Genomic DNA, 24,024 nt, shown 5'->3' with positions numbered 1-24,024 from the left:
TATTCGATCGCCGTCAACCAAACCTGCAATTACTACAAGGTAGAAGTGCCACTTAAATCGCTACTTGTTGGTAGCTGAATGGGACTCGGATTCGCATTAAGTAAGAGGTCACCTTCCTTACCAGAAGGATTAGCAGTAGGAGCGATCGCACTACCAACACTCGTCGCTGTCAAAGGAATAATGGGCTGAGTTTGAGCGTTGGTTAGAGATGTTAACAAGCTATTAGAGTCGTAGATGAGAATGTCATCATCGATGCCACTAAAGCTATTCATGGTTGAAATTGAACCGCCATTTAGCAAGATGTCATCGGTGGTAGTTGTGCCATCAGTTGGTGTTGAAATAGCTGGATTAGTAGCTGTTGTCACCAGTGGCTGGCTGGCACTTTCTAGAGTAGTAGTCGTGCTGTTTGGCTGACTAATCGGTTCAGTAATCGTGCTGTTTGACTGACTAATTGCTGCGGTAGTCGTGCTGTTTGGCTGACTAATTGGTGCAGCAGTTGTGCTGGATAAGGTAGTGCTAGAACCGCTGTCGATCTCACTTAGAACATCGTTACTATCAACAGGTTCGCCGGTTAAAAGATCGGTATCCGAGGGAGTATTGAAAACTCCAGGCAGCGGGGCTCCGGGGGTGAGGGAAATAAACCGAGAACTGTCGATCGCACTAAATTGAGTATCTTTCACCCAAGCTAAATGTTCGCCGGTGCCTGCGATGCTAATCAAAGCATCGTTAGTATAATTCTCGCCGCCTTGAACGATTTGCAATTGGTCAAAAGTGAGGTCTTGTGTTAGTCCGAAGTAATCGCGATCGGCCTGGAAGTAAACTATGTTATCAAGTCCCGAACTTGGCGATAGCACAAATATGTCGGAACTACTGCCTCCAATCAGCGAATCTTGGCCGTTCCCGCCCTTGAGCACGTTGTTACCTTCGCCGCCGTAGAGACTGTCATCGCCATCGTTACCGTTGAGGCTGTCATTGCCACTGCCACCATTTAAGAAGTCGTTGCCATTACCGCCATCAAGGGTGTCATTGCTGCTGCCGCCATCGAGACTGTCATCGCCTTCGTTGCCCAAAAGGTTGTCGCTGCCAGCTTCCCCAGTTAGCAAGTCGTTGCCACAACCGCCGTCAAGGGTGTCCTGACCGGCACCTCCCAACATGGTGTCGTCTTCGCATTCACCGAACATTAAGTCGTCGCCGTTGCCTCCGCCCATCAAGTCGTTGCCGCTGCCGCCAGCCAGGGTGTCGTCGCCGGAATCGCCGGTGAGGATGTCGTCGCCGGAGTCGCCGACAACCAAGTCGTTACTCGCGCCGCCGTCCATCAGGTCAATTTCGTCGCCACCGTAGAGGGTGTCTTCCCCTACTTCGCCTAACATCGTGTCTTGCCCTTGACTGCCAAACATCAAGTCGTTGCCGCCACCTCCGAAGAGTTTGTCGTCGTCGATGCTGCCGTCAATTTTGTCGTTGCCGGCACCTCCTAATAATTGGTCGTTGCCCGTACCGCCGAACAGTTGGTCGTTGCCGGCGCCGCCGTCGATGCTGTCGTAGCCGGAACCGCCATCGATTTTGTCTTCACCTGCTTCTCCAAAAATCAGGTCGTTGTCTTCGTCGCCCCAAATGTTGTCGCTGCCGGCGCCGCCGTTGATGAAGTCATCGCCGGCTTTTGCCCAAATGTTGTCGTTGCCATCGTTACCGAGAATCGAGTCTGCGCCGGAACCACCGTCGATCTTATCCTCTCCGGTTTGTCCGAGAAGGGTGTCGGCTGCATCTCCGCCATAGATTTGGTCGTTGCCGCGGCCGCCGTCGATCAAATCTCGGTCTTCGCGGCCGTAGAGTTCGTCGTCGCCGTCGTTGCCCCACAGGGTGTCATTTCCGGTTCCGCTATCGAGGAAGTCGTTGTCGTCGTTACCTTCGAGGCTGTCGTTGCCGGATTGACCGAAAATTCGATCGCGCCCTTCTCCCCCTGCTAAAGTATCGTTGTTCGCCCCGCCGTCGATGTAGTCGTCGCCGCTGTTGCCGTCGGCGATGTCGTTGCCGTCGTTGCCGTAAATTCGATCGCGCCCTGCGCCGCCAGTTAAGCTATCATCGTCTGCGCCGCCTTCTAAGTAGTCGTCGCCATTGTTACCGGAGAGGGTATCTTTGCCGATTTGACCGAAAAGTCGATCGGCCCCTTCGCCACCATCAAGGCTGTCGTTGCCCGATTCGCCCCGCAGAATGTCATCTCCGGTTTGTCCTAACAGCGTATCCTCGTTATCTCCACCCCACAGTTGGTCATTATCGGCATTGCCTTCTAAGAAGTCGTTGCCTTGGTGGCCGTATAATTTGTCACTGCCATCATTGCCGGATAGAGTATCGTTTTCGGTGCCGCCATCTACAAAATCGTCCCCTGTTCCGCCAGCTAGGGTATCATCGCCACCTTCCCCGTAGAGGCTGTCATTATTTTCGCCGCCATCGAGTTGGTCGTTGCCGAAACCGCCGAACAGGGTATCGCTGCCGGATTCTCCCAGCAAGTTGTCCGCGTCGTCTCCTCCCCACAGAGTGTCGCTATCGTCGCCACCGAGGAGGGTGTCGAGGCCGGATTGACCGTAAATTCGATCGCGCCCTTGATTCCCCTCAAGCAAATCATTGCCGGAACCGCCGTCAACAATGTCATCGCCCCGGTTGCCGATAACCGTATCATCACTGACTTGTCCGAACAGACTGTCGTTATTATCACCACCGTCGAGAATGTCGTTACCGTCGCCGCCTTCGAGGGTATCGTTTTCAGTACCGCCGTTGAGGAAGTCGTTGCCGAGTTCCCCAAAAAGTCGGTCTGTTCCTGAGTTGCCTTCCAGGATGTCATCGCCACCGAAGCCGTACAGAGTGTCGCTGTCAGCTTGACCGAGAAGGGTATCGTTACCGTCGCCTGCTAAGAGTGAGTCGTCGCCGAAACCGCCTTGCAATAAGTCGTTGCCAGCTTGACCGAACAAGGTGTCTTTGCCGTCGCCACCGTAGAGGGAATCGTTGCCTTCTGCTGCATCAAGGATGTCATTGCCAGATTCCCCAAACAAGTTGTCATCGCCGGCTTTGGCTAATAAAGTGTCATCGCCTTGACCTCCCCACAGATAGTCATTGCCACTTCCGGCATCTAAAATGTCTTTGCCGCTAGCGCCGTAGAGGGAATCGTTGCCTTCGCCAGCATCGAGGATGTCATCGCCGTTTTCGCCCCAGAGGTAGTCGTCGCCAGCTTGGGCTGATAAAGTGTCGTCGTCTTGACCACCCCAGAGGTAATCGTTGCCTGCGCCAGCATTGAGAAAGTCTTTGCCACTATCGCCGTAAAGGGAATCGTTGCCTTCGGCTGCATCGAGACTGTCGTTGCCGCCTTCGCCAAACAGGTAGTCATCGCCAGCTTGGGCTGATAAAGTATCGTCGTCTTGACCACCCCAGAGAAAGTCGTTGCCAACTCCGGCATCAAGAATGTCTTTGCCGTCTCCACCGTAGAGACTGTCGTTGCCTTCTGCTGCGTTGAGTGAGTCGTTGCCACCTTCGCCAAACAAGTTGTCGTCGCCTGCTTTGGCGTATAACGTGTCATCGTCTTGACCTCCCCAAAGTTGGTCGTTGCCGATTCCAGCATCGAGAATGTCTTTGCCGTCGCCGCCGTAGAGGTTGTCGTTGCCTTCTGCTGCATCGAGGGTGTCGTCGCCAGCTTCGCCGTAGAGGTTGTCGTCGCCTTCTTTGCCGAGGAGGATGTCGGCATCGCCGCCGCCGTAAAGTTGGTCGTTGCCGAGGCCGGCATTTAGGGTGTCTTTGCCGGTACCGCCGTAGAGATAGTCGTTGCCTGTTCCGGCGTCTAGGGTGTCGTCGCCTGCATCGCCTGCGAGAGTGTCGTTGCCGGCTTCGCCGATGAGGGTGTCTTGGTCGTCGCCGCCGGAGAGTTCGTCGTCGCCGGTGCCACCGTAGATTAGGTCGGCGTCTCCTTCTCCGTAGAGTTTGTCGTTTTCGCCTTCGCCGTAGATGGTGTCTTTGTCTTCGCCGCCGTACACAAAGTCGTCGCCAGCGCCACCGTAGAGTAAGTCTTTGCCTGTTTCGCCAAAAATTGTGTCGTTGCCGTAGCCAGCGTCTCCTGCAACGGTGTCGTCATCGCTACCGGCGTAGATTAAGTCGTCGGCATCGCCGCCTCGGATGTAGTCTTGACCGGCTTCGCCGTATAGGGTGTCTCGGTCTTGGTTGCCGTAGATGCTGTCGCCGCCTTCGCCGCCGTAGATTAGGTCGTTGCCGAATTCGCCGTAGAGTTTGTCGTGGCCACCGAGTCCGTAAATGCGATCGTCCCCAGCATCGCCAGTGATAACATTAACCGTATCGTCGCCGGTAATATTATCGTCATGCCGAGAACCCGCGACGTTTTCAATGTCGGCAATTTTGTCTTGATTTCCCCAGCCGTCGGTAGCATCGCCTGTTTGTAAGTTGACAGTAACGCCGTTCGGGTCGCGGCGGTAGCTGAGAATGTCGATGCCTTCTCCGCCGTAAAATGAGTCATTGCCGGCATTGCCAATTAATAAATCGTTGCCTTCTAATGCCCAAATTCGGTTATCTTTTTCGTTACCAATTAAGATGTCTTCAAAGCGAGTACCGATGATGTCTTCTAAGTTTCTCAAAGCATCGGTAGTGCCAAAACCGTCTTTACCAGTACCAGCAGCAATTTCAAAATCCCGTTCGAGTTCGGTGTAATATTCGCTGGGATTAACTGCGGTGACGAATTCTTGGAAACGTTGGTTGGTGTTGTTGTCGTAGTCGCTATTTTCGTCAATGTTAACGATAACGCCACTGGGAGAATTGATGTAATTAACGAGATCAACTCCTTCTCCGCCGTCAATTAAATCATCGCCGATTTCTCCGATTAACGAGTCATTGCCAGTACCGCCAAATAATTCGTCATTGCCAGCGTTGCCGTTGAGAGTGTCATCGCCCGCTTGGCCTAAAAGTACGTCGTCATCGAAGCCGCCAAACAGGGTATCTTTGCCGTCGCCGCCATCAATGTAGTCTTGACCTTGACTGCCGAAAAGGTTGTCTTCGCCAGCTTGTCCGTAAATATCATCGTCGTCAGTTCCCCCATCAATGATGTCTTGGCCGTCGCCGCCTTCCAGCCAGTCATTATTTTCGTTGCCTTGGATGACATCGTTGCCGGCTTGTCCGTAAATTCTGTCATCACCGGTATTGCCGGAAAGCAAGTCTTGGCCGTTGCCGCCATCGATGAAGTCATCGTCTGCGTTGCCTTCTATGGTGTCGCTGCCATCTTGCCCGTAGAGGATGTCTTCGCCTTCATTGCCTTGGATGAAGTCGCGGCCGCTGCCACCTTCGGCGTAGTCTTCGCCTTCGTTGCCTTGGATGATGTCGTTGCCAGTTTGGCCGTAGAGTTTGTCATCGCCTTGTTCGCCGTAAAGTAGGTCATTTTCGGTGCCGCCGTCGATGATGTCGTCACCTTCACGGCCGTAGAGAATGTCGTTGCCAGAGTTGCCGTAGAGAAGGTCGCTATCAATCCCGCCGTCGAGGATATCTTCGCCTTCGTTTCCTTCTAGGGTGTCGCTGCCAGCTTCACCGAGGAGGATGTCTTTACCGTCGCCACCATGTACTTCGTCGTTATCTGTGCCAGCATAAACAATATCATTGCCAGCTAAGGCATAAACAATATCATCGCCAGCACCACTGGTAATTATATTAACTCCATCATCACCTTCGATTCGATCGCTAAAGCTAGAACCGACAACATTTTCTATGCCAGAGATATTATCTTGACCGCCAAACCCATCCGTAGCAATACCATTTTTGAGACTGACGGAAACACCATTAGGATCGCGGCGAAAACTTACAGTGTCAATTCCTCCATTTCCTTCTAACCCATCGTTGCCAGCACTGCTAACAATAAGATCGTTGCCAGCACCTGCTTCAATAGTGTTATCTAAAGCATTGCCGATTAAAATATCGTCGTAAGAAGAACCAACAATATTTTCAACTTCAACAATATTATCTGTTGAACCAAAGCCATCTAATGCTTGACCTGAAGGAATTGCAAAATTAGGTTCAAGGTCAAATGTTCCTGCTGTTTGTTGGTGTTGGTAGTCGTTATTTTCATCAATGTTGACAATGACACCACTAACTGAATTGGCGTAACTGATTGTATCTATGCCAATTCCTCCATTCAGTAAATCATTGCCTTGTTCGCCTTGTAAGAAATCGTCTCCTTGTTCGCCATGAAGACTGTCACTACCAACTCCTCCATAAATAGAGTCATTGTCTTCAGCACCCATGATTCTGTTGGCGTAGGAATTGCCGTAAAGGACATCATTACCTGCTTCGCCATAGAGATTTTCATCACCAGCAGATTCAGGTAAACTTAAAATGTCATCTCCAGCCGTTCCTACATTAGGGAAGATAGTATTGAAAGGGATTTCTATTGAAGTTCGATTTCTTGTAAAATCGATTCCTGTGATTAGTCGGTAAAGATCGTTAAAAGGAATCCCTATATCACCTTCAAGAATAGAGATTTTATCACCTTCCCATAAGGGTATTTTTGCAAACTCGTCAATTAGAGTAAATTCTTTAGAATAGCCAATACTAAATAGGCTAGCCTCAGAATTATTTCCCATATTAAAATCTGGCGTACTCGCCTTTACGCCCATACTACCTTGTAAAACTTTGAAATCTATAGACACCTCTGGTTTTAGATAAGCATTGGCTGAAAAGAAAATGTCTGGATTATAGTTTAAATCCAAGTCGATTTTAGAATCGTTATCTAGATCCTTTTCTAGTAACTCATCAATCATGTTAAATGAATTTTTAAATTCTTTAAATTCTCCTCCTACAATTTCTGTAGTTCCTTTCCTGATTCCTGCTTTATAGCTGTAGTTCAACCCCATCTTATAACTGAGATCTATAGGAAAAAGTCGCCAAGAAATATCTGATTTTGCTCCACCAAAACCAACAGGTTCTGAAATTGAACCAGCTAAAACTTTTCCGGCAGCAGCAAGAGCTGGTCCACCAAAGCTTTGAGCTGCAGCAGATATTACTTGATCCAGTCCCAGGCTTGCACTGAAAAAGTCCTCAGTTTTGTGACCAATTTCTAGAGAATATTCTCCATCAGCAGTAGTTTTGGTTTCAATTGTTTTTGGATTGAATTTAGGAATTGTAACTCCGATACTCGCAACATCAAGTATGTTAAAATTGATTTTTTCTGAGACATTTCCTACATTCTTTGAGTCAATTTTTAAGAGAGTATGCGATGATTTGTGGCTTTGCCCTGGAAACAATGGAAGTGTCTTAGTATAATTCACTCCAAATCCTGATATTCCAAAAAAAGCATCTAAACCGCCGATATCATAGTTTAATATTGCATCTAAAGAAGCATATATTGAGGGTCCTATGTATTCAAAATTACCCTGGTAAATATTTGTGAAATCAAAATTCAGTAGATTATTATTTGCACTTGCTTTGAGTGATGCTGAAAAGGGCAAATCAAGATTAAGTTCTCCAAGATTATATCCCGCTTTAAACTCAACCCCAGACTCAACTGAACCCCCACCTAAAATAAGGCCAGCACTAGCTTTACCAATGTTAGCATTCAGATCGTAAGAGGCTGTTGTGCTTCCATAGTTATATTTGTATTTGAACGCATTTTCTGAAGTGTATTCCCAAGAGTTATTTACATTTGAACCAAAAAACTTATTGAGATATTCCGCAGTTTTGGCATTAAAAATAAATTCTCCAAAACTAAGAGTGTCAGAATAAGTTGTCGTGTCTATTGACTGTTCAACAACAATACTAGAATTGTCGAGAGTTAAAAGATTAGAGTCATCCTCTTGTTTAATTGCCTTCAAAGTAGAAGCATCTAAATATTGATGACCTAAAACTGTTGCGGAAAAAATGGCACCTTCATCGCCAGGAGTATCAGAAGTGTTAATACTCCAATCTACAGAATGACCAATTTCTTCCAATAAAACACTGCTAATCCCTTGAAGATTGTCATTATTTTGGGTCAAAAAGTTTTCGGAAACATAAATGGTATTATTGGAACCCGCATAAGCAGCATTAGCCCCTTTGAGTTCACAACCAGTGCGAACTTCGATCGCAGGCAAAGATGCAAAATCGCTATTAATCCACTGCTGGCGGATTTCTTCTAACTTACCAGCATCAAAGTTTGTGCCGAAAATACTTTGAACTTTGGCAACAAAATCATCACCCTTGGCAAAATTATTTAACGTGGTGTAAACGGCTTGCAAAGAAGTTTCGATCGCAGAATTCAATGAGTTATTAGTAGTAGCCATGATAATTATCCTCGCGTGGTAGATACAAACTGTTCTGAAAATTGACAAAGCGACTCTATCGACAAGCCCGATCGCACTTCTGCACTTTCTAGCTGTCGTAGATCCGTCATTTACCCAAACTGAAGTCTCGCGAAATGCGATCGCACTTCAAATCTGTCGTCGCAATTACCGGTTCAAATCAACTCAATAAATGCAACCGTGGAAATAGATTAAACCAACATCGGCAGAAGCCCTGTCCAATATTCGTTGGGAATTTGGTTCGGATTGCGATCGGGAAGTTACGCGCGATCGCACTTTTGAATAAATCTCAACAAGTGCGATGAACTTCGTAATTTCCCTTCTGTATATCTATCAGGGTGAGCTCAGTGGTTTTATGCAAAACTCTCAAGTTTTTTTTGATAAAGTTTTGTAAACACTGGTGAAAGTACGGAACAACGGGTGTTTTTGGGATTTAAGGGCGATCGAATAACGCGCTTTCCCCACATTCCGACAGGGAATGAATTCCCTGCCTCATAGCACAAGTCCTCTCAAAGAGGACTGATAAATTCTTCAGTCGTCTTCAGACGACTTTCGCTATGAGGCAGGGGTTTCAACCCTTGCCGGAGTTCGGGATTGCGACATAGCCGGATTGCGCGATCGATCTGGTTTTCGTTGTTAGCGCCAACGATCGACCCTAAAGCCTGACTTTCGCTTCCATTTACTTATCAGGGTGAGCTCGGTAGTTTTATGCAAAACTCTCAAATTTTTTGATAAAGTTTTGCAAACACTGAGTGAAAGTACGGAACAACGGGTGTTTTCGGGATTTAAGGGCGATCGATCCCACAGCGTGTCTATAAACCGAGTTTACGAGCACCAGTCCTGTTTACAAAACTCAACCTACACTCAAACAGCCAAATCCACCACACAGCAAGATTTTCAACCATCCGCTCAAAAAAACTTTGGCAGTTCGCAAAAAATTTCCTTACTCAACCTGATAAGTAAATGTAGGAACAAAGTTGCGGCCGCACTTAACTATGACTGATAAATCCAACCCCTCCGAGGGAGAAGACCACTTATCCGACGAATCCGATGCTGTTGGGTGCTCAGTAAAATCGGAAAAGTTCGATCGAGCTCCCGCCCACCAGCAAATCCTCGAACTCGTCACCAAAGCTTGCCAGCATCCCCCCGGCAGTATCAGGCGAGGTCATTTCTTGAATCAACTAATTCGAGAGATTCTCAAATCCGGCAAACTCTGGAAACAAAAAACACCTTACTATGAAGAGGCATTGCAAGAAACATGGATCTATCTCAATCGAAATTTATGTGAAGCTACCACAGCAAAACGACCTTACGATCCGGAAGAAAGCCTGATTACGACTTGGTTAAATCGCTATCTCCAAATGCGGCTGTTAGATTGTCGTCAGGCCCCAATAAAAGAAAGTGACACACCAAACCGCCGTCGAATAGCCTCCTCAGAAGGAAAACAAGACGAAGAAACTATCAATCCCATTGACTATCTCGCCGCCGATCCTGATGTAACTTTCTATGTGGACGAAGTTCTCGCATGGATAGAAACCGATCCAAATAACGAGTTAAAAAGCATACACGTTAGAGGAAAACCCCAGATAAATTGTCAAGTTTTATTGCAGCGCAAATGTTTGTACGGTCAAAGTCTTCAAGAACTCGCAAAAGAGTTTGGCTGCGCGCATTCTACTTTATATCAATTGTTCAATAATGACTGCCGTTATCTGCTGCAAAAATTTTGCGAAGACCAAGGATATCAAACTTTAAATATACCAGGAGTGTACCAGAACAATGAACCATAGCAATCTTGGGGAAATCGAATCTTTGCCGATGCCAATTACTCAGAAGGCACTGCAACTTGCTCAGCATTTTGCCACCCAACAGCGCCACCCGCAAAGGCACGAGCAAGTTTATCTCAATACTTTGGCAGTGCTGGCAGTTCGCGATTATCTAAAAATCATCGATATTGAAACTGACTTGACTCAATGCGATAGCTGGAATCCCGTAATTCGCCTGTTTGCAGATGCGGGAGATTTGTATGTTAAAGGATTGGGAAAAATCGAATGCCGTCCAATTAACAATCGGCATCAAAATCCAGAAAATGGCAACCAGAATTCATCGGCACATCCGCCTGAGATTTGCCCAGTGCCTGTGGAAGCAAGGGCAGAACGCATTGGCTATATTGCTGTAGAAATTGATGAGGAGGAAAAGGAAGCGAGATTGCTTGGTTTTTCTCCAACTGCGGAGGCGGGGGAATTAGTATTGAGCGAATTGCATTCCCTGGATAATTTCTTAGGGCATCTAGAACATTTGTTGGAATCTAAAATTAACCTCAGTCAGTGGTTTATGAATGTATTTACGGCTGATTGGCAGCCTTTTGAAGCTGTATTTAACCCGCAGGCAAAAACTTCTCCTGTTGAGATTGAAAATCCGGTTAAATCTAATTTAGGTAATTGGTTGCCAAATGTTGCAGAAATATTTTTGCAGCAATTGGAGGAAGCTAAACAAAAGTTTAAAAACCTGATTTTCCCTGACAAAACCCCCAGTTTTGCATTACGAGGAGGTGGAAAATCGAGAGAAGAATCTGCGTTACAGGGCAGTCAAAGTAGCATCAATAGGTTTCCTGAAGCCGATGTCACGCGGGCTAAGTTGATTGACTTGGGAATGCGGCTGGGAAGGACAACTGTTGCTTTGTTGGTGGCGATTGCTGAAGAGAGCGATCGCACTGTCAGAGTTCACGTTCAACTGCATCCGGCGATCGGAGAACGTTACCTGCCCCAGAATATTAAACTTTCCTTAATCTCCGACATCGGTAAAAATCTAACCGAGTCACAATCAAGGATTCAGGAGAGGTACATTTTGCTGAAGGATATTGAGGTTGATCGAGACGAGAGTTTTAGTATTCGAGTAGCTTTAGATGATTTCAGCGTCACAGAAAATTTTGTGGTATGATATCTCGATTAACTCTACTCGCGTCTAATTTATGAGCTTAAGATTTATCTTGGGTTTAGGGATTGGGGATCTATACAAGGGTTTTCCCGACATCACAGGGGAGTTTCAAGAAAACCAAACAACAGTCCATAAATTTAAAGGAAGTTTGCCACCAGCCCCGGAAGTTGATGATCTGCAAAAAAGATGGCAACTTATTTGTCGTGCGGGAAAATCTAGCAACATCCTTTCTAGAATTAAAGTTAAGGCTACAGGGACAACCAATATTTCTGAAGATAATCCTCAATTGATCTATCAATATTTGAATGAATCTATGAGGCTGTGGCTGAGTAGTGAGGAATTTTATGCGGGAATTGAGCATAATTTTAGAAATGTAGTTGATGCGTTTGGTGGTCGAGATCAGTGCTTTGAAGTATTTCTCGAAATCAAAGATTCGGAAAATTGGCATCTGCCTTGGGATGCGTGGAAATTTCGCGAAGATTACAAAAATTGTGAGATAATCAAAAGTCCGTCACAGTATAGAAAAGCTCTCAAAAAGGCAACTACCGGCGGAATGCCTCTGCCTTCGCGAGGTAGAATTTTATGTGTCTCCGGTAATAGTGACGGACTCGATCTGCGACAAGATGAGAAAAGTCTTCAACGGTCTTTTGGCGATCGCTGCGAGTTACAATTTATTCACCAGCCAACACCGGAAAAGCTACGCGAGAAGTTGTTAGAAGATGAAAAAAATTGGCAGATTTTATATTACGGCGGACATAGCAATAGCAATGCTGTCAAGGGATGGCTGCATATTAATCAAGCAGATTGCGATAATACTGTCACAATAGACTATTTAAAAGAGGGGTTGGAAAAATCAATTTTTCAAGGATTGGAGTTGCTAATTTTAAACTCTTGTTCTAGCCTCCAATTGGCAGCAGATTTAGTTGCGGGAGGCTTGCCTTTACCGGCAATGATTGTGATGCGTGCGCCGATACCAGATAAAATTGCTCACGATTTTGTTAAGTCTTTATTCGGATATTTAAGCAAAGAATATCCTTTGTTTTTAGCAGTACGGAAAGCTAAGGATTATTTACAGAAGTGGGAATCTGAGTTTCCCGGTGCGAGTGCCATACCTGTGCTCTGTCAGCAGCCAACTTTTGACGGGTTGACTTTACTGCAATTAAAGCGCGTGAAGCGCAGCTATCCCGTAGGGAATCGCCCGCTTGTTGCTGTGGGCTCTCTTTTGGGTGATACTGAGGGCGATCGCCCAAACAACGATATCTCTATTTTTATTTCTAATTTGATGCAGCGCCTGGGAATCGGTTTAGCTACTACCGCTAGCAGTTATATGTTAATGGGCCCGATACTTGCCCCAGTTGCGAATCAAATTGGCATGGAAAACCACCGTCAAAATAAACCTTTAATTGCTAAATTATTCTACAATTTAGCAAGCTTAATTCACCTGAATTATGCACAAGCATACTATAATTTAGCTATGTTATGCGACGAATTGAATGACGATCAAGGTGCGTTAGAGGCAATGCAAAATGCTGTATTGCGAGGACTTCCTGATGCTTCTGCTCAAATATCTAAATTATTCATCCGCAAGGATAAACATCAACCCGCTTTAAAGGCGATCAACCTTTGTTTAGAACACGCTAAATACGACGGAGTAAAAGCGGCTTGTATCAAGAATCGCGGCTGGATACGCTTTAAAGAACAGCAATATCATGATGCAGAAATAGATTTCCAAACAGCAATTGGATTGACAGACAATAGCCCTGAAGCTCACTGTTTTTTAGCACGGGTTCTGGAAACTCAAGGTAAGCCACATGAAGCCTTAGAACACTGGAAAAAAACGATTAAATATTCTAAATCTAGCGTACCCGAACAAGAGCAATGTATCCAAAGTGCCAAACAATATTTACGAATAAAAGGAAATATCAAGTGAAAATCAGGATTGCAACTTTTATAGCATTAAGCTCGATCGCAACTACCGCACTAGCAGCCAGTAACAGAATATCCAACGGACTGATTATCCATAGTAGCGGGGAAGTTGCGATCGAGCGCCAAAACGGCCGAATTGTTCGCCCTACCAGCGGTACGCCGATTTATCCGGGAGACAAATTGCGAACTGCACAAAACGCCCAACTGACGATCCAATGTGCTGATTTGGGAATTAAGTCGATCGCATCGGGTGAAAATCAATTGAATAGCTGTTTGTTAGCCAAGGAAAAGTCGAAAGCTGATTGCAGCGCCGACTTGATTAAATGTCCCGATCGCGGCGACGGTAAAATTACCTGGAATAGCGCGCCAATTCCTTATATTATCAGTCCGCGGCGCACGAAATTGCTCGACAGCAAGCCAATTTTGCGGTGGAATCCGGTTGCTGGTGCGACTAGCTATAAGTTGAGTCTCCGGGAAAATGGAGCGAAATTAAACTGGGAAATGACTGTTAACGGTACTGAGGCTGTCTATCCGGGAGAACCGGCGCTGAAACCGGGTGTTAGGTACCGATTGATTGTCGAGGCGAATACGGGCGTTTCTTCAGAAAGTGCTGTGGGAGAAAGAGATACAGAGTTTGAGTTGCTGGATGAGAAGCAGGTTCAGGTTGTTAAGGATGCGGTAGGGGCGATCGACAAACAAGTACCTAACGAAAACGCTAAAAAATTAGCAATTACTACCATTTATCTTAACACAAACTTGATTGCCGAAGCAAGAGAAATTTTAGAAAACTTACAAGAAACAGGCGGGGAAACACCGCCAATTTATCGCACGTTGGGCGATCTGTATCTGGAAAAGCTACAACTGGTTCCCCAGGCTGAAGTCTACTATTCCCAGGCGATTAATACGGCGAAACCTGACGATATTGAGGAGTTGACAGCCGCTCGATACGGATTGGGACAAGTTCATTCAGCGATGAGAAATAATCTGGAAGCTATGAAATATTTGCGAATGGCAAAAGATGGATATACAAGTTTGGGAGATTTGTCAATGGCGGAAAAGGTAGAGAAGCAATTGCGGGATTTGCAAAGAAGGGAACAGAGGAAATAGTTACGGGCTGTGACGTTAATTCCGGCAGGGGTTGTGACGTTAATTCCGGCAGGGAATGAATTCCCTGCCTCAAAGCAAAAGTCCACTAAAGTGGACTGATATCACACTTTTTTATACAGTCTTCTTCAGTTGTGACGTTAATTCCGGCAGGGAATGAATTCCCTGCCTCAAAGCAAAAGTCCACTAAAGTGGACTGATATCAAAGTTTTTTCTACAGTCTTCTTCAGCGCACTGTTATCAAAGTTTTTTCTACAGTCCTCTTCAGAGGACTTTCGCTATTAGCCAGGGAATTCATTCCCTGGCGGACTTTGGGACTGTCAGAGGGCGCTGGCGGACTTTCGCAATTATTCAGAGTGAACTCGATATCATCTACTAACAAAACCATGAAATCAACACACAAAAAACCCCGTTTTTTCTTCACATTCCTCTCATTCACCACCTTAGCAATGTGGGAAATAGGACTTTTCACCCCATCCCAAACAGCCACAGCCCAAATCACCCCCGCAACCGACGGCACGAATACTCAAATTACTCCCAGCGGCAACCAATTCAACATCAACGGCGGCCAACAATCCGGCGACGGCACAAATCTCTTTCACAGTTTCCAACAATTTGGTTTAACTGAAGGACAAACTGCTAACTTTATATCAAATCCCAATATTCGCAATATTTTAGGGCGAGTTGTCGGCGGCGATGCTTCGCTAATTAACGGCTTAATTCAAATAACTGGCGGCAATTCCAACTTATTTTTAATGAATCCGGCGGGGATTGTTTTCGGCGCAAATTCTAGTTTGAACGTGCCTGCTGCTTTCACTGCGACTACTGCGACGGGCATGGGTTTTGGCAATAATTGGTTTAGTGCGGGTGGTACGAATAATTATGCTTTATTAGTCGGAAATCCTAATAGTTTTGCTTTTACAAATACGCAACCGGGAGGAATTGTCAATTTAGGCAATTTGGCGGTGGGACAAGGGCAAAATTTAACTTTGTTGGGCGGTACAGTTTTGAGTACGGGACAACTTTATGCACCGGGAGGAAATATTATTGTTGCGGCGGTTCCCGGCGAGAGTTTAGTCAGAATTAGTCAACCGGGAAATCTGTTGAGTTTGGAGATTCAGCCGCAATCTGTAGCGGGCAGTTTGCCTCAAAATTGGGTGTTGCCAGTTGCATCTTTGCCGCAGTTGTTGGCGGGTGGCGGGGGAAGTGCAACGGGGGTGACAGTCAACGCTGGAGGGCAAATAGAATTAACGGGTTCTGGTTTGCAGGTAGAGAATGGAGATGTCGCTGCTAAAGGTGTAAATGCGGACACTGCAACGCTGTCAGCTAATCGCAATTTGACATTAGTTGAAAGTCAGTTACACACGACGGGTGATTTGAATTTGCTGGCTAACAATACAGTGCGGGTGCGCGACAGTGTGGCAAATCCGTTTGTGGCGAATGCTGGCGGCAATCTCTACATTCAGGGAAATCAAACTATCGATCTTTTGGCGCTGAATCATCTTTCGCAAACGCCTTTTGTGAGCGGCGGAAATTTGACTTTAGCGAGTGATGGCATGATATCTACAGATGCTCACTTTAGAAGTGGCAGTAACACCTCGATTGTTGATTTATCTGGTAAACCTGCGATTTTTATTAGTCTGTACGATCCAATTTTTACACAACCTAATGACTATACTTCAGGGGGTTACACGGGTGCATCTCTCAAGGTAGATACAACTTCGGGTACTGGAAATATTACTTTTACTGGAGATATCAATATTACGAGTGCCGATGCAACTTATGCTGGTGCTTCTCCGGGTACAGATGAATTTATTTTGGGTACTTCGCAAGCGGTAATTTTGCGATCTGGCGGCGACATTAAAGTTGGAATTATTGGCTATTCAGGACCAAGCAATACCCAAGGACCTGTAATTATGCAAGCTACAGGTAACATTCAAACAGGAAGAATTTCGACAATAGGTATGGGAGGGAACCCTGGTTATATATTTTTGAATGCAGGGGGAAACATTTCAACCGAAACACTTAGCACTCAAGTTGATAGTGGTGATGGCAGTGGCGCTGATATTACTGTGAATGCAGGGGATTCTTTTACTTTTGTAGGGGGAAATGATATTTGGAGGGATGGTATAATTAGTGGCGGAGCTAGTGGGAGCGGTAATATTATCATTAAAGCGAAAAACGATATCACGCTCGGCTGTAATGCTGGCTTTTATTGTTTAAGAAGTTCTAGACCTGAATTAAATAGCCCAATAGCTACTAGAAAGAGCGGTAACGTTACTATCATCAGCGAACAGGGTTCTATTATTTTCCAGGGTTCCTCATCTATACTTACGAGTGACTTCCTCGGCATTCCTGGTTCTGTAAATTTACAAGCAAAGGGTAATATTACTTTAAATACGATATTAGCCTTAAATTATGGAGCTGCAAAATCTGATGGTGGAAATATCACTATTACTAGCCTAAATGGCAATATTGAGATTGGAAACATCGATAGTTCTTCAAACAACGGTAATAAAGGTGGCAATATTACTATTTCTACCAGTGGGAATATTAAAATAGGTGATGTATTAAACTCTGGTATAGCCTTTCTCAGAAAGATGAGGTATGATGTAACTGACTTGAACGAAGTGAAAAATATAGAACCCAAAAATGTCATGCAGCTCTAATTAAATGGAGCGCTCCATTTGCTCGATCCACAGCATTCACTCGACTGACAAATATCAATGAGCGATCGTATCACACCATAGTAAAAAATCACACCTTAGTAAAAATGAAAACTTATTCGATTGATTTTAGACAAAAAATTATGGATGTGTACCATAATGAACCGCTGTCACAAAGAGCAATAGCCAACCGTTTTTGTGTGGCCCTTAGTTTCGTCCAAAAACTAATTAAACAGTATCGTGAGACCCAAAATATTGCTCCTCGAACTGAGCGATGCGGAGTCAAATTAAAACTGAATGCAGAACAACTGCTAATTTTAGCGGAATTGATTGAAGAAAATAATGATGCAACTCTCGAAGAACTCCGTTATTTACTCTACCAGAAAATTGGTTTTACCATCAGCGTAGCAACGATGGGAAGAATGGCAAAACTCTTAAACATGACTTTGAAAAAAAAACTCTTTTCCCGTCAGACAAAGGCACTGACAGGGTTCAGAACCTGCGATACGAGTTCTGGCAAAAAATTAGAGAAGTTTGTTTGAAAGACTTAATATTCATTGATGAATGTGGAGTAAACTTGGCAATGGTTAGGTTATATGCTCGGTCTATAAAAGGTTCAAGAGCCAAGGGAGCAAAACCGAATAAACGCGGAAGAAATGTCTCAATAATTGGAGCTATATCGGTCAAAGAAGTCCTAACATCAGTCAATTTAATAGGTACAACTGATGGAATTACATTTGAGGCTTTTATTATCCGAAAGCTAGTACCAAAACTCTGGAAAGGTGCTTGTGTAGTGATGGATAATTGTACTATTCATACCGGAGAAGAAATAGAAAAAGCCATCAAAAAGAAAGGGGCAAAATTAATATACTTGTCGCCCTATTCTCCCGACTTCTCACCAATTGAACATTTATGGTCAAAACTCAAAAACATTCTCCGTTCTATCAAGACGACTAATTATCGAGAATTAGCAAAAGCGATAGAGTTTGCCTTCAATCAAGTTACATTATCCGATATGAGGAATTGGTTTACTCACTGCTGTTATTGTACCTCATCTTTCTGAAAAACGCTATATATTCCAAGGTGGGAGTATGAATTTTACTAGCACTAATGGCAGCATCACTACAGGCATCTTAAACTCAACTGGCTCTCAGGTAGGACCCGGGACAATTTTGATTAACGTCAACTCGGAAAATGGAGGCTCGATTATCTTAAATGCAGCTCGCGATGCTACCACAGGCAACCTCTATGTTGAGGCGAAGCAAAACGGTGGCCCGATCGCACTTACGAGTAATGCAGGTTCCATAAATACCGGAACGCTCAATGTCACGGGCGCGAACGCTGCTGGAAATATTACCATTCAAGCCAGCACCGGCATCACAACACCGACAACAGGAACCGCGATCGCGGGTGATTCTGCTAAGGGCAATGGCAGCAATGTTACTTTATCTACTGCCAGCGGTGACATTAATATAGGCGATGTATTAGTATCGGGAATACAGGGTGGAAATCTAAACTTTACTAATAGCAATGGAAATATCACTACAGGTCAGCTATTGACAAGTTATGACGGTTCATCTCCCGATCTTAAAACTAACAGAGGCGGCAATGTTAATCAAAATGCTGGGGGAAATATTACTACCAGCGCCATCCGGGCGATCGGCAATCAAGACGGCGGCTCAATCACGTTTAAAAGCGGCGGGGCGATCGACACTACTGCTGGAATCATAAATGCGATCGGCGGTAACAGCGGCGGCAATATTTCCCTCGAAGCTGGAACCAACATCAGTACGGCAGGAATTGGTAGCGCCCTCTTATTAAGCGGATTCAACGCCAACAGTGGCAATCTTAGCATTAAAAGCGGCGGTAATATCGACACGACCGCTGGCCCAATTATTACCGCTGCGGCAAATGGTAAAGGCGGAGGTGTCACCATCAATGCTCAAGGAACTGTTTCGACATCGGATATTAATTCCCGCACTTTCGCTCCCAGTATTACTGTGACTGGCGGCAATATTGATGTCAAGGCAAATGACTCTATTACTGCCAGTGGCAAGATAGAAACTAACCGCAATAATATTACTTTTAACGCTCCAGTAACATTAGGTAATAACCTGTCCGTCAAAATTTTAGAGACTGGCGATATTACTTTTAAGTCTACTGTTGACGGGCCTTACAGTCTGACTGTTCAACCCGATGCGGGAAGTGTTGATTTTGGTGATGCTGTGGGCAGTGTCTCTCCCCTCAACAGCGTCAGTATTCAAGATGATATTTCCGAAACGTCCGGTGCTATTAACATTATTACTACGAATAATATTACCGCCCAAAATATCACCTCACCCGCCGGAATTTCTTTGTTTAGTGAGAACGGAGAAATCACAACTAAAAATCTTGATGCGACTTCCCCTAACACTGGCGGTAATATCGATCTGAGCGCTGGAACTAATATTGCTGCAGGCGATATCAATACATCGTCTGCTGGTAATGGCGGCAGTATCTTGCTCGACGCTACCGGAAGTATTAATGTTGGTAAAATTGACTCTTCGGCTGAGGGGAATGCAGGGAATGTCACGGCTTATAACCGCAGTGCTGCGGGCGATATTACTGCGAGTCAAATTAACGCTCAAAGTAGTCTCGGCAAGGGTACGGGAGGCAATGTCGAGATTCAGATGGGAAGGTTTTTTCGATCGCTCAATTCCTTCACAGATAGAAACGGCATCAATGCCAGCATTTCTACGGCTGGAAATCCTGGAGATAGCAGCGGCGGTACTATAATTATCCGCCACGGAGGCGCAGGATTAACGCCGTTTATTGTGGGTGATTCTGCCATAAATGGAACGGCGGGTGCAATTACTAGGGGAAATTCTAATCCTATTCAAACAATTTTGCGGGATAACTCCTATCTTTATACTCACAAACAGGATGTCGATCGCATTCAAATTATCTCCGTGCCGCCGCCAATAGTTGCACCGACACCCGCAGCCGCAGCTACTCCCACGCCCGCACCGACACCCGCAGCCACTCCCACGCCCGCACCGACACCCGGAGCCACTCCCACCCCCGCACCAGCAGCTACTCCAACGCCTGCACCCGCCCCCGCAGCTACTCCCACGCCCGCACCCACACCCGCAGCTACTCCCACGCCTGCACCCACACCCGCAGATACTCCAGCGCCCGTAAGCACACCTTCACGGCAACTCCCACCGCGTTTACCCGTCGCACCTTCAGCAACACCGGAAAGCTCGATCGCACCTTCGGCAACACCGGAAAGCTCGATCGCACCTTTCCCAATTTCCCAAATATTTATCGCACCTGCCCCCATTCCCGAAACTTCGATCGCACCTTCGGCAACACCCGATCCGATACCTGGTTTTCCCCTCGACTTCCGACTACCTGAATTGCCCGATTCATTCGTACTGCCACCCCGCGCGCGCCCCACACAGCCCTCAACACCCACAACGCCAAACGCTGCTGCCCGCATAGCTTCGACACCTACCCTTCCCTCTGTTTCCCAAATCACCTCCTCCCTCGCCTCTCAACCTACGATCGCCCCCCAACCTTCAAACGCGCCAAATCCAGCGCCTGCAGCTCCTCTTGGCTCTGTAACCCAGCCTGTAACTCAGATTCAGCCAGCACCTCCAACCTTGATCGTACCTGCGGCTGCAAGTGCGATCGTACCCGTGCCTACAAGTGCGATCGTACCCGCACCCGCTGTCAGCCCAAGCCAAACTCCCCAACAGGAGTTAGCTTTTTTAATTGGCGATTTATTGGGAGCACAAACCTCGATCAACCAAAATACTGAAACGGGAAATACCGAATTAGATTGGAATCGTAACAATGAAACAATTATCTCCCTAGAACTCCCTTACACCCCGTCAGTTAACACCATTGCCGGAGCCGAAGCAAATAACCTAATTTCTTTACAGCCATCTACTGACAATTTAACTGTTTCAGTCGCAGAAACTCCGCCAGAAATAATCGATCAAACTCCTAGTTTACCGATTGCTAATTCTGAACCATTTGATTTCAATCTTTCGGATGTTTGGGAGAGAATGGCTGCAATAAATACAGCGCCAGTTCAAGATTCACCGACTATTACTCCAGCGCCCGCACCAATTCCCGCACCAACTCCAATTCCCGCACCAACTCCATCGCCTGCAACAATTCCAGCCCCCGCCCCAACTCCCGCGCCAACTCCCACTCCCCCTCCGAGCGCAGAAAATCCCGCACCTGCAGATATCCCAAATATCTTTCCCTCACAAAGCAGATTGCTCGTGGAACAAACTTTAGAACAAGGCAATGCTAACGATGCTATTGCTCTAATTGACCAGCTCTTTGAACAAGACTACGAAAATTATTATGGGGAAAATTTCACGGATAAAAAAATCAACGTTCAATATCTGAGAGAAACTCTGAAAACAATTAAGGAGGAAACCGGGAAGCAAGCTGTAATTGTTTACGCGATCGTCCGTCTCGAAGAATTATCCCTAGTGTTAGTAGTTCCAGACGGCCCTCCGATTCTCAGAAATATTCCTGTATCTAACGCAGTTTTGCTGGAAAAAGTGGCAGAATTTCATCGCTCTTTGGGTCAACCAAATGATTTGCAAAGTGAAGAACATTTGCCCATTTCTCAGCAACTTTACCAGTGGTTAATTGCGCCGATTATTTCAAATTTAGAAGCATTAAATATAGATACGCTAGTGTTTTGCTTTGATGCTGGTTTGCGCCAACTGCCACTATCCGCTTTGCACGACGGCAAGCAATTTCTAGTAGAAAAGTACAGTGTAGGATCACTTCCCAGTGTCAGCTTGACTAACACCAATTATCAAAGTTTGAAAAACGCTCAAGTTTTAGCAATGGGTGCTTCCGAATTTCCCCACACTGATAAACCTCCTTTGCGTGCGGTGCCGATCGAATTATCTACGATCGCCGGGAGGAGAACAGAAACGCAAAATCAAGCAGCATTTCCCTTGTGGCAAGGCCGCTCTTTTCTCAATCAAGACTTTACCCTAGAAAACCTGAGAAAGCAGCGAGAACAACAGGCATTTGGAATCGTTCACTTAGCTACTCACGCCAGTTTTCCTCAAGGCGAAAATGGAAGAAGAGAAGCTGAGATTGATTTGTGGGACAGCTCTTTGGCACTGGATGAATTTAGGTTGGCGAAGTGGTACCATCGTCGACAAGTCGAGTTATTAGTGCTGAGTGCGTGCGAAACTGCGATCGGTGACAGTACAGCAGCAGAAATGGGTTTTGCTGGACTGGCCGTCCGCAGCGGTGTAAAATCAGCTTTGGCAAGTTTGTGGAAAGTTAATGATATCGGCACTTTGGGACTGATGACGGAGTTTTATGGCAATTTGCGATCGGCCCCAATTAAAGCTGAAGCGCTTAGAAAAGCTCAACTGGCAATGATCCACAAACAAATTGTAGTAAAAGACGGTCAATTGCGGGGAACTCAAGGCGCGATCGACATTAATCAAGCCACACAAGTAGCAAATGCAGATTTATCTCATCCCAAGTTTTGGGCCGGATTCACAATAATTGGCAGTCCTTGGTAATAGGCGATATCGGCAGGGAAACGGCACAGTGCCGTGTCGGGTGCGATATCTGTAGGGAAACAGCACGGCGCCGTGTCCGGCGCCCAGAGTATCCCTGACCGAAAGCATCCAGGATACAAGCCCCGGATTCATTCCGAAAGCAGACTCAGGACCCAGAAATAAAAAACCTGTATCCGATAAAGGATCCCCCGAATTTATCCGTGGGGTCAATTCTAAAATCTAAAATCTAAAATCTAAAATCTAAAATCGATTGACGACTATCTTTTTATGTCATAAATTTGCTATGAATAGCAAAACTAAACACTAGCGGGGCAAAACCTGTGGCCAAGTTTGATAAAATATTCAATTCAGAAGACCAATCCGAAGCAAGCTTGACTTTAGAAGAATCCGTAGCAGCGGTAGCATTTGTGGCAGCAGAGGCAAATTCCCCTGACACGGATGCTGATATCTTAGAAAGCATACTTTGGGAATCCGAAATATTTGCTGAATACTCGGAAGATGATATGTCAGCAATGTTTCAAAGACTCGCCGGTATTGTCGCCCAAGATGGTTTAGGAGCATTATTTAATACTGCTTGGGAATCTATGCCAGATGAGTTAGTTTTGGATACTTTTGCAATAACCGCAGCAATGTTTGTCGCCGATGGCGAAATATCCCAGAAGCACGAGGCTTTTCTCCAAGAATTCCAGCAAGCATTAGGTGTGGAAGATGAGGAAGCAGCAGAAATTATTGAGGATGTAATTGCTGCTTACTCGGAAGTAGAGGGCGAAGAGTCTGATTTCGATGCGGCATGGTACGTATCTCCTGAAGGCAATTTTAGCGTTCCCATTCCAGTTGATGATCAACGAGGCGGTAAAATTGATGATCAAGAAAGCTGTGTCGCATTTTCAGATGACTTTGGCGTTTTGCTGAAAATTGATTATTTCCCTGTTGCTGGTGAAGTGGAAGAAACAATCGAGTCGGTTGGCGAGGAAGCTTATCTCAAGTCTTTTCTCGACAATTTTGTTTCTCAGGCAATTCTTGCTAATGTTGCCAATTCTAAGTTACTCCACGCGGAATATTTAGAAGATGAAGAAGCTTATTTCGTGGTTGTCGATTTGCCTGCGGGTGCAACTATCAGCGTGCAAGAAAACGATGGCTCTCTGACTCGACTGGATGCTTACCGGGGACTTATGGCTTTTATTGCTGACGATTTTTGCTACACGGTAAGCTGTCAGCGAATTTATCAGGAGGGGGATGAATTGGGTTCCCTGGAGTCTGAAGTTGAGGGAATTATGAACAAGATTTTTGAGTTTATTGAGACAATCGAATTCGGGCCGATCGAATAAAAATGACTTGTTTAGACGGGCTAAAAACCTGGTTTCTTTCTAGATGTCTCGCTGCTCAACCCTATATTTTTAGAGAAACCGGGTTTTTTTGCCAACCATTCTCAGGATATGAGATCAATTCTGGTCACTCCTCCGGAATTGTTGACTGTTGACTGTTGACTGTTGACTGTTGACGGGCGGGTCGAAAAACTGAATGGTTGAG

At 45.7% G+C, this 24,024-nt stretch carries 9 protein-coding genes; 8 read left to right on the top strand and 1 reads right to left on the bottom strand.

All coding sequences use genetic code 11. From position 1 onward, the window contains the following. Positions 1-32 precede the first annotated feature (32 nt). On the bottom strand, positions 33-8,291 hold the full coding sequence (locus QUA34_RS24810) for a calcium-binding protein (protein WP_333389730.1): 8,259 nt from the start codon (positions 8,289-8,291) through the stop codon (positions 33-35). Positions 8,292-9,304: 1,013 nt separating this feature from the next. On the opposite strand from QUA34_RS24810, the gene QUA34_RS24805 reads away from it, so the two are divergent. The 8 genes from QUA34_RS24805 to QUA34_RS24770 all read left to right on the top strand — a co-directional run bounded on the left by QUA34_RS24805 (position 9,305) and on the right by QUA34_RS24770 (position 23,822). Continuing rightward, positions 9,305-10,096 (top strand): sigma-70 family RNA polymerase sigma factor, encoded by a 792-nt coding sequence (locus tag QUA34_RS24805; protein WP_333328697.1) that lies wholly within the window; start codon positions 9,305-9,307, stop codon positions 10,094-10,096. After that, positions 10,086-11,246, top strand: coding sequence for a DUF1822 family protein (locus QUA34_RS24800; protein WP_333328694.1), 1,161 nt, complete (start codon positions 10,086-10,088; stop codon positions 11,244-11,246). Before QUA34_RS24805 ends, QUA34_RS24800 begins: the two co-directional genes overlap by 11 nt. 31 nt (positions 11,247-11,277) lie before the next feature. After that, entirely contained in the window at positions 11,278-13,173 is a 1,896-nt protein-coding gene (locus QUA34_RS24795; RefSeq protein ID WP_333389727.1) for a CHAT domain-containing protein, read from the top strand. Continuing rightward, positions 13,170-14,276 (top strand): hypothetical protein, encoded by a 1,107-nt coding sequence (locus QUA34_RS24790; protein WP_333389725.1) that lies wholly within the window; start codon positions 13,170-13,172, stop codon positions 14,274-14,276. Before QUA34_RS24795 ends, QUA34_RS24790 begins: the two co-directional genes overlap by 4 nt. A 446-nt stretch (positions 14,277-14,722) precedes the next feature. Further along, positions 14,723-16,942, top strand: coding sequence for a two-partner secretion domain-containing protein (locus tag QUA34_RS24785; RefSeq protein ID WP_445242846.1), 2,220 nt, complete (start codon positions 14,723-14,725; stop codon positions 16,940-16,942). Between the two features lie 104 nt (positions 16,943-17,046). After that, positions 17,047-18,002, top strand: a protein-coding gene (locus QUA34_RS24780) for an IS630 family transposase (RefSeq protein ID WP_333389721.1) whose coding sequence is annotated in 2 segments (ribosomal slippage) — positions 17,047-17,380 and positions 17,380-18,002 — 957 coding nt in all. Because the reading frame shifts where the segments join, the coding sequence is not laid out codon by codon here. A 28-nt stretch (positions 18,003-18,030) separates the two neighbouring features. Continuing rightward, complete coding sequence (locus QUA34_RS24775; RefSeq protein WP_333389719.1) at positions 18,031-22,494, top strand: CHAT domain-containing protein; 4,464 nt, start codon at positions 18,031-18,033, stop codon at positions 22,492-22,494. A gap of 320 nt (positions 22,495-22,814) precedes the next feature. Continuing rightward, a complete protein-coding gene (locus QUA34_RS24770; protein WP_333328680.1) occupies positions 22,815-23,822 on the top strand; it encodes a tellurite resistance TerB family protein in 1,008 nt (335 codons plus the stop codon). Positions 23,823-24,024: the final 202 nt, after the last annotated feature.

Origin of the sequence: Microcoleus sp. POL10_C6 (assembly GCF_036701585.1) — a bacterium.
Lineage (GTDB): Bacteria > Cyanobacteriota > Cyanobacteriia > Cyanobacteriales > Microcoleaceae > Microcoleus.
The sequence above is the reverse complement of the archived record's forward strand: the minus strand, read 5'-3'. Positions and strand labels throughout refer to the sequence as shown.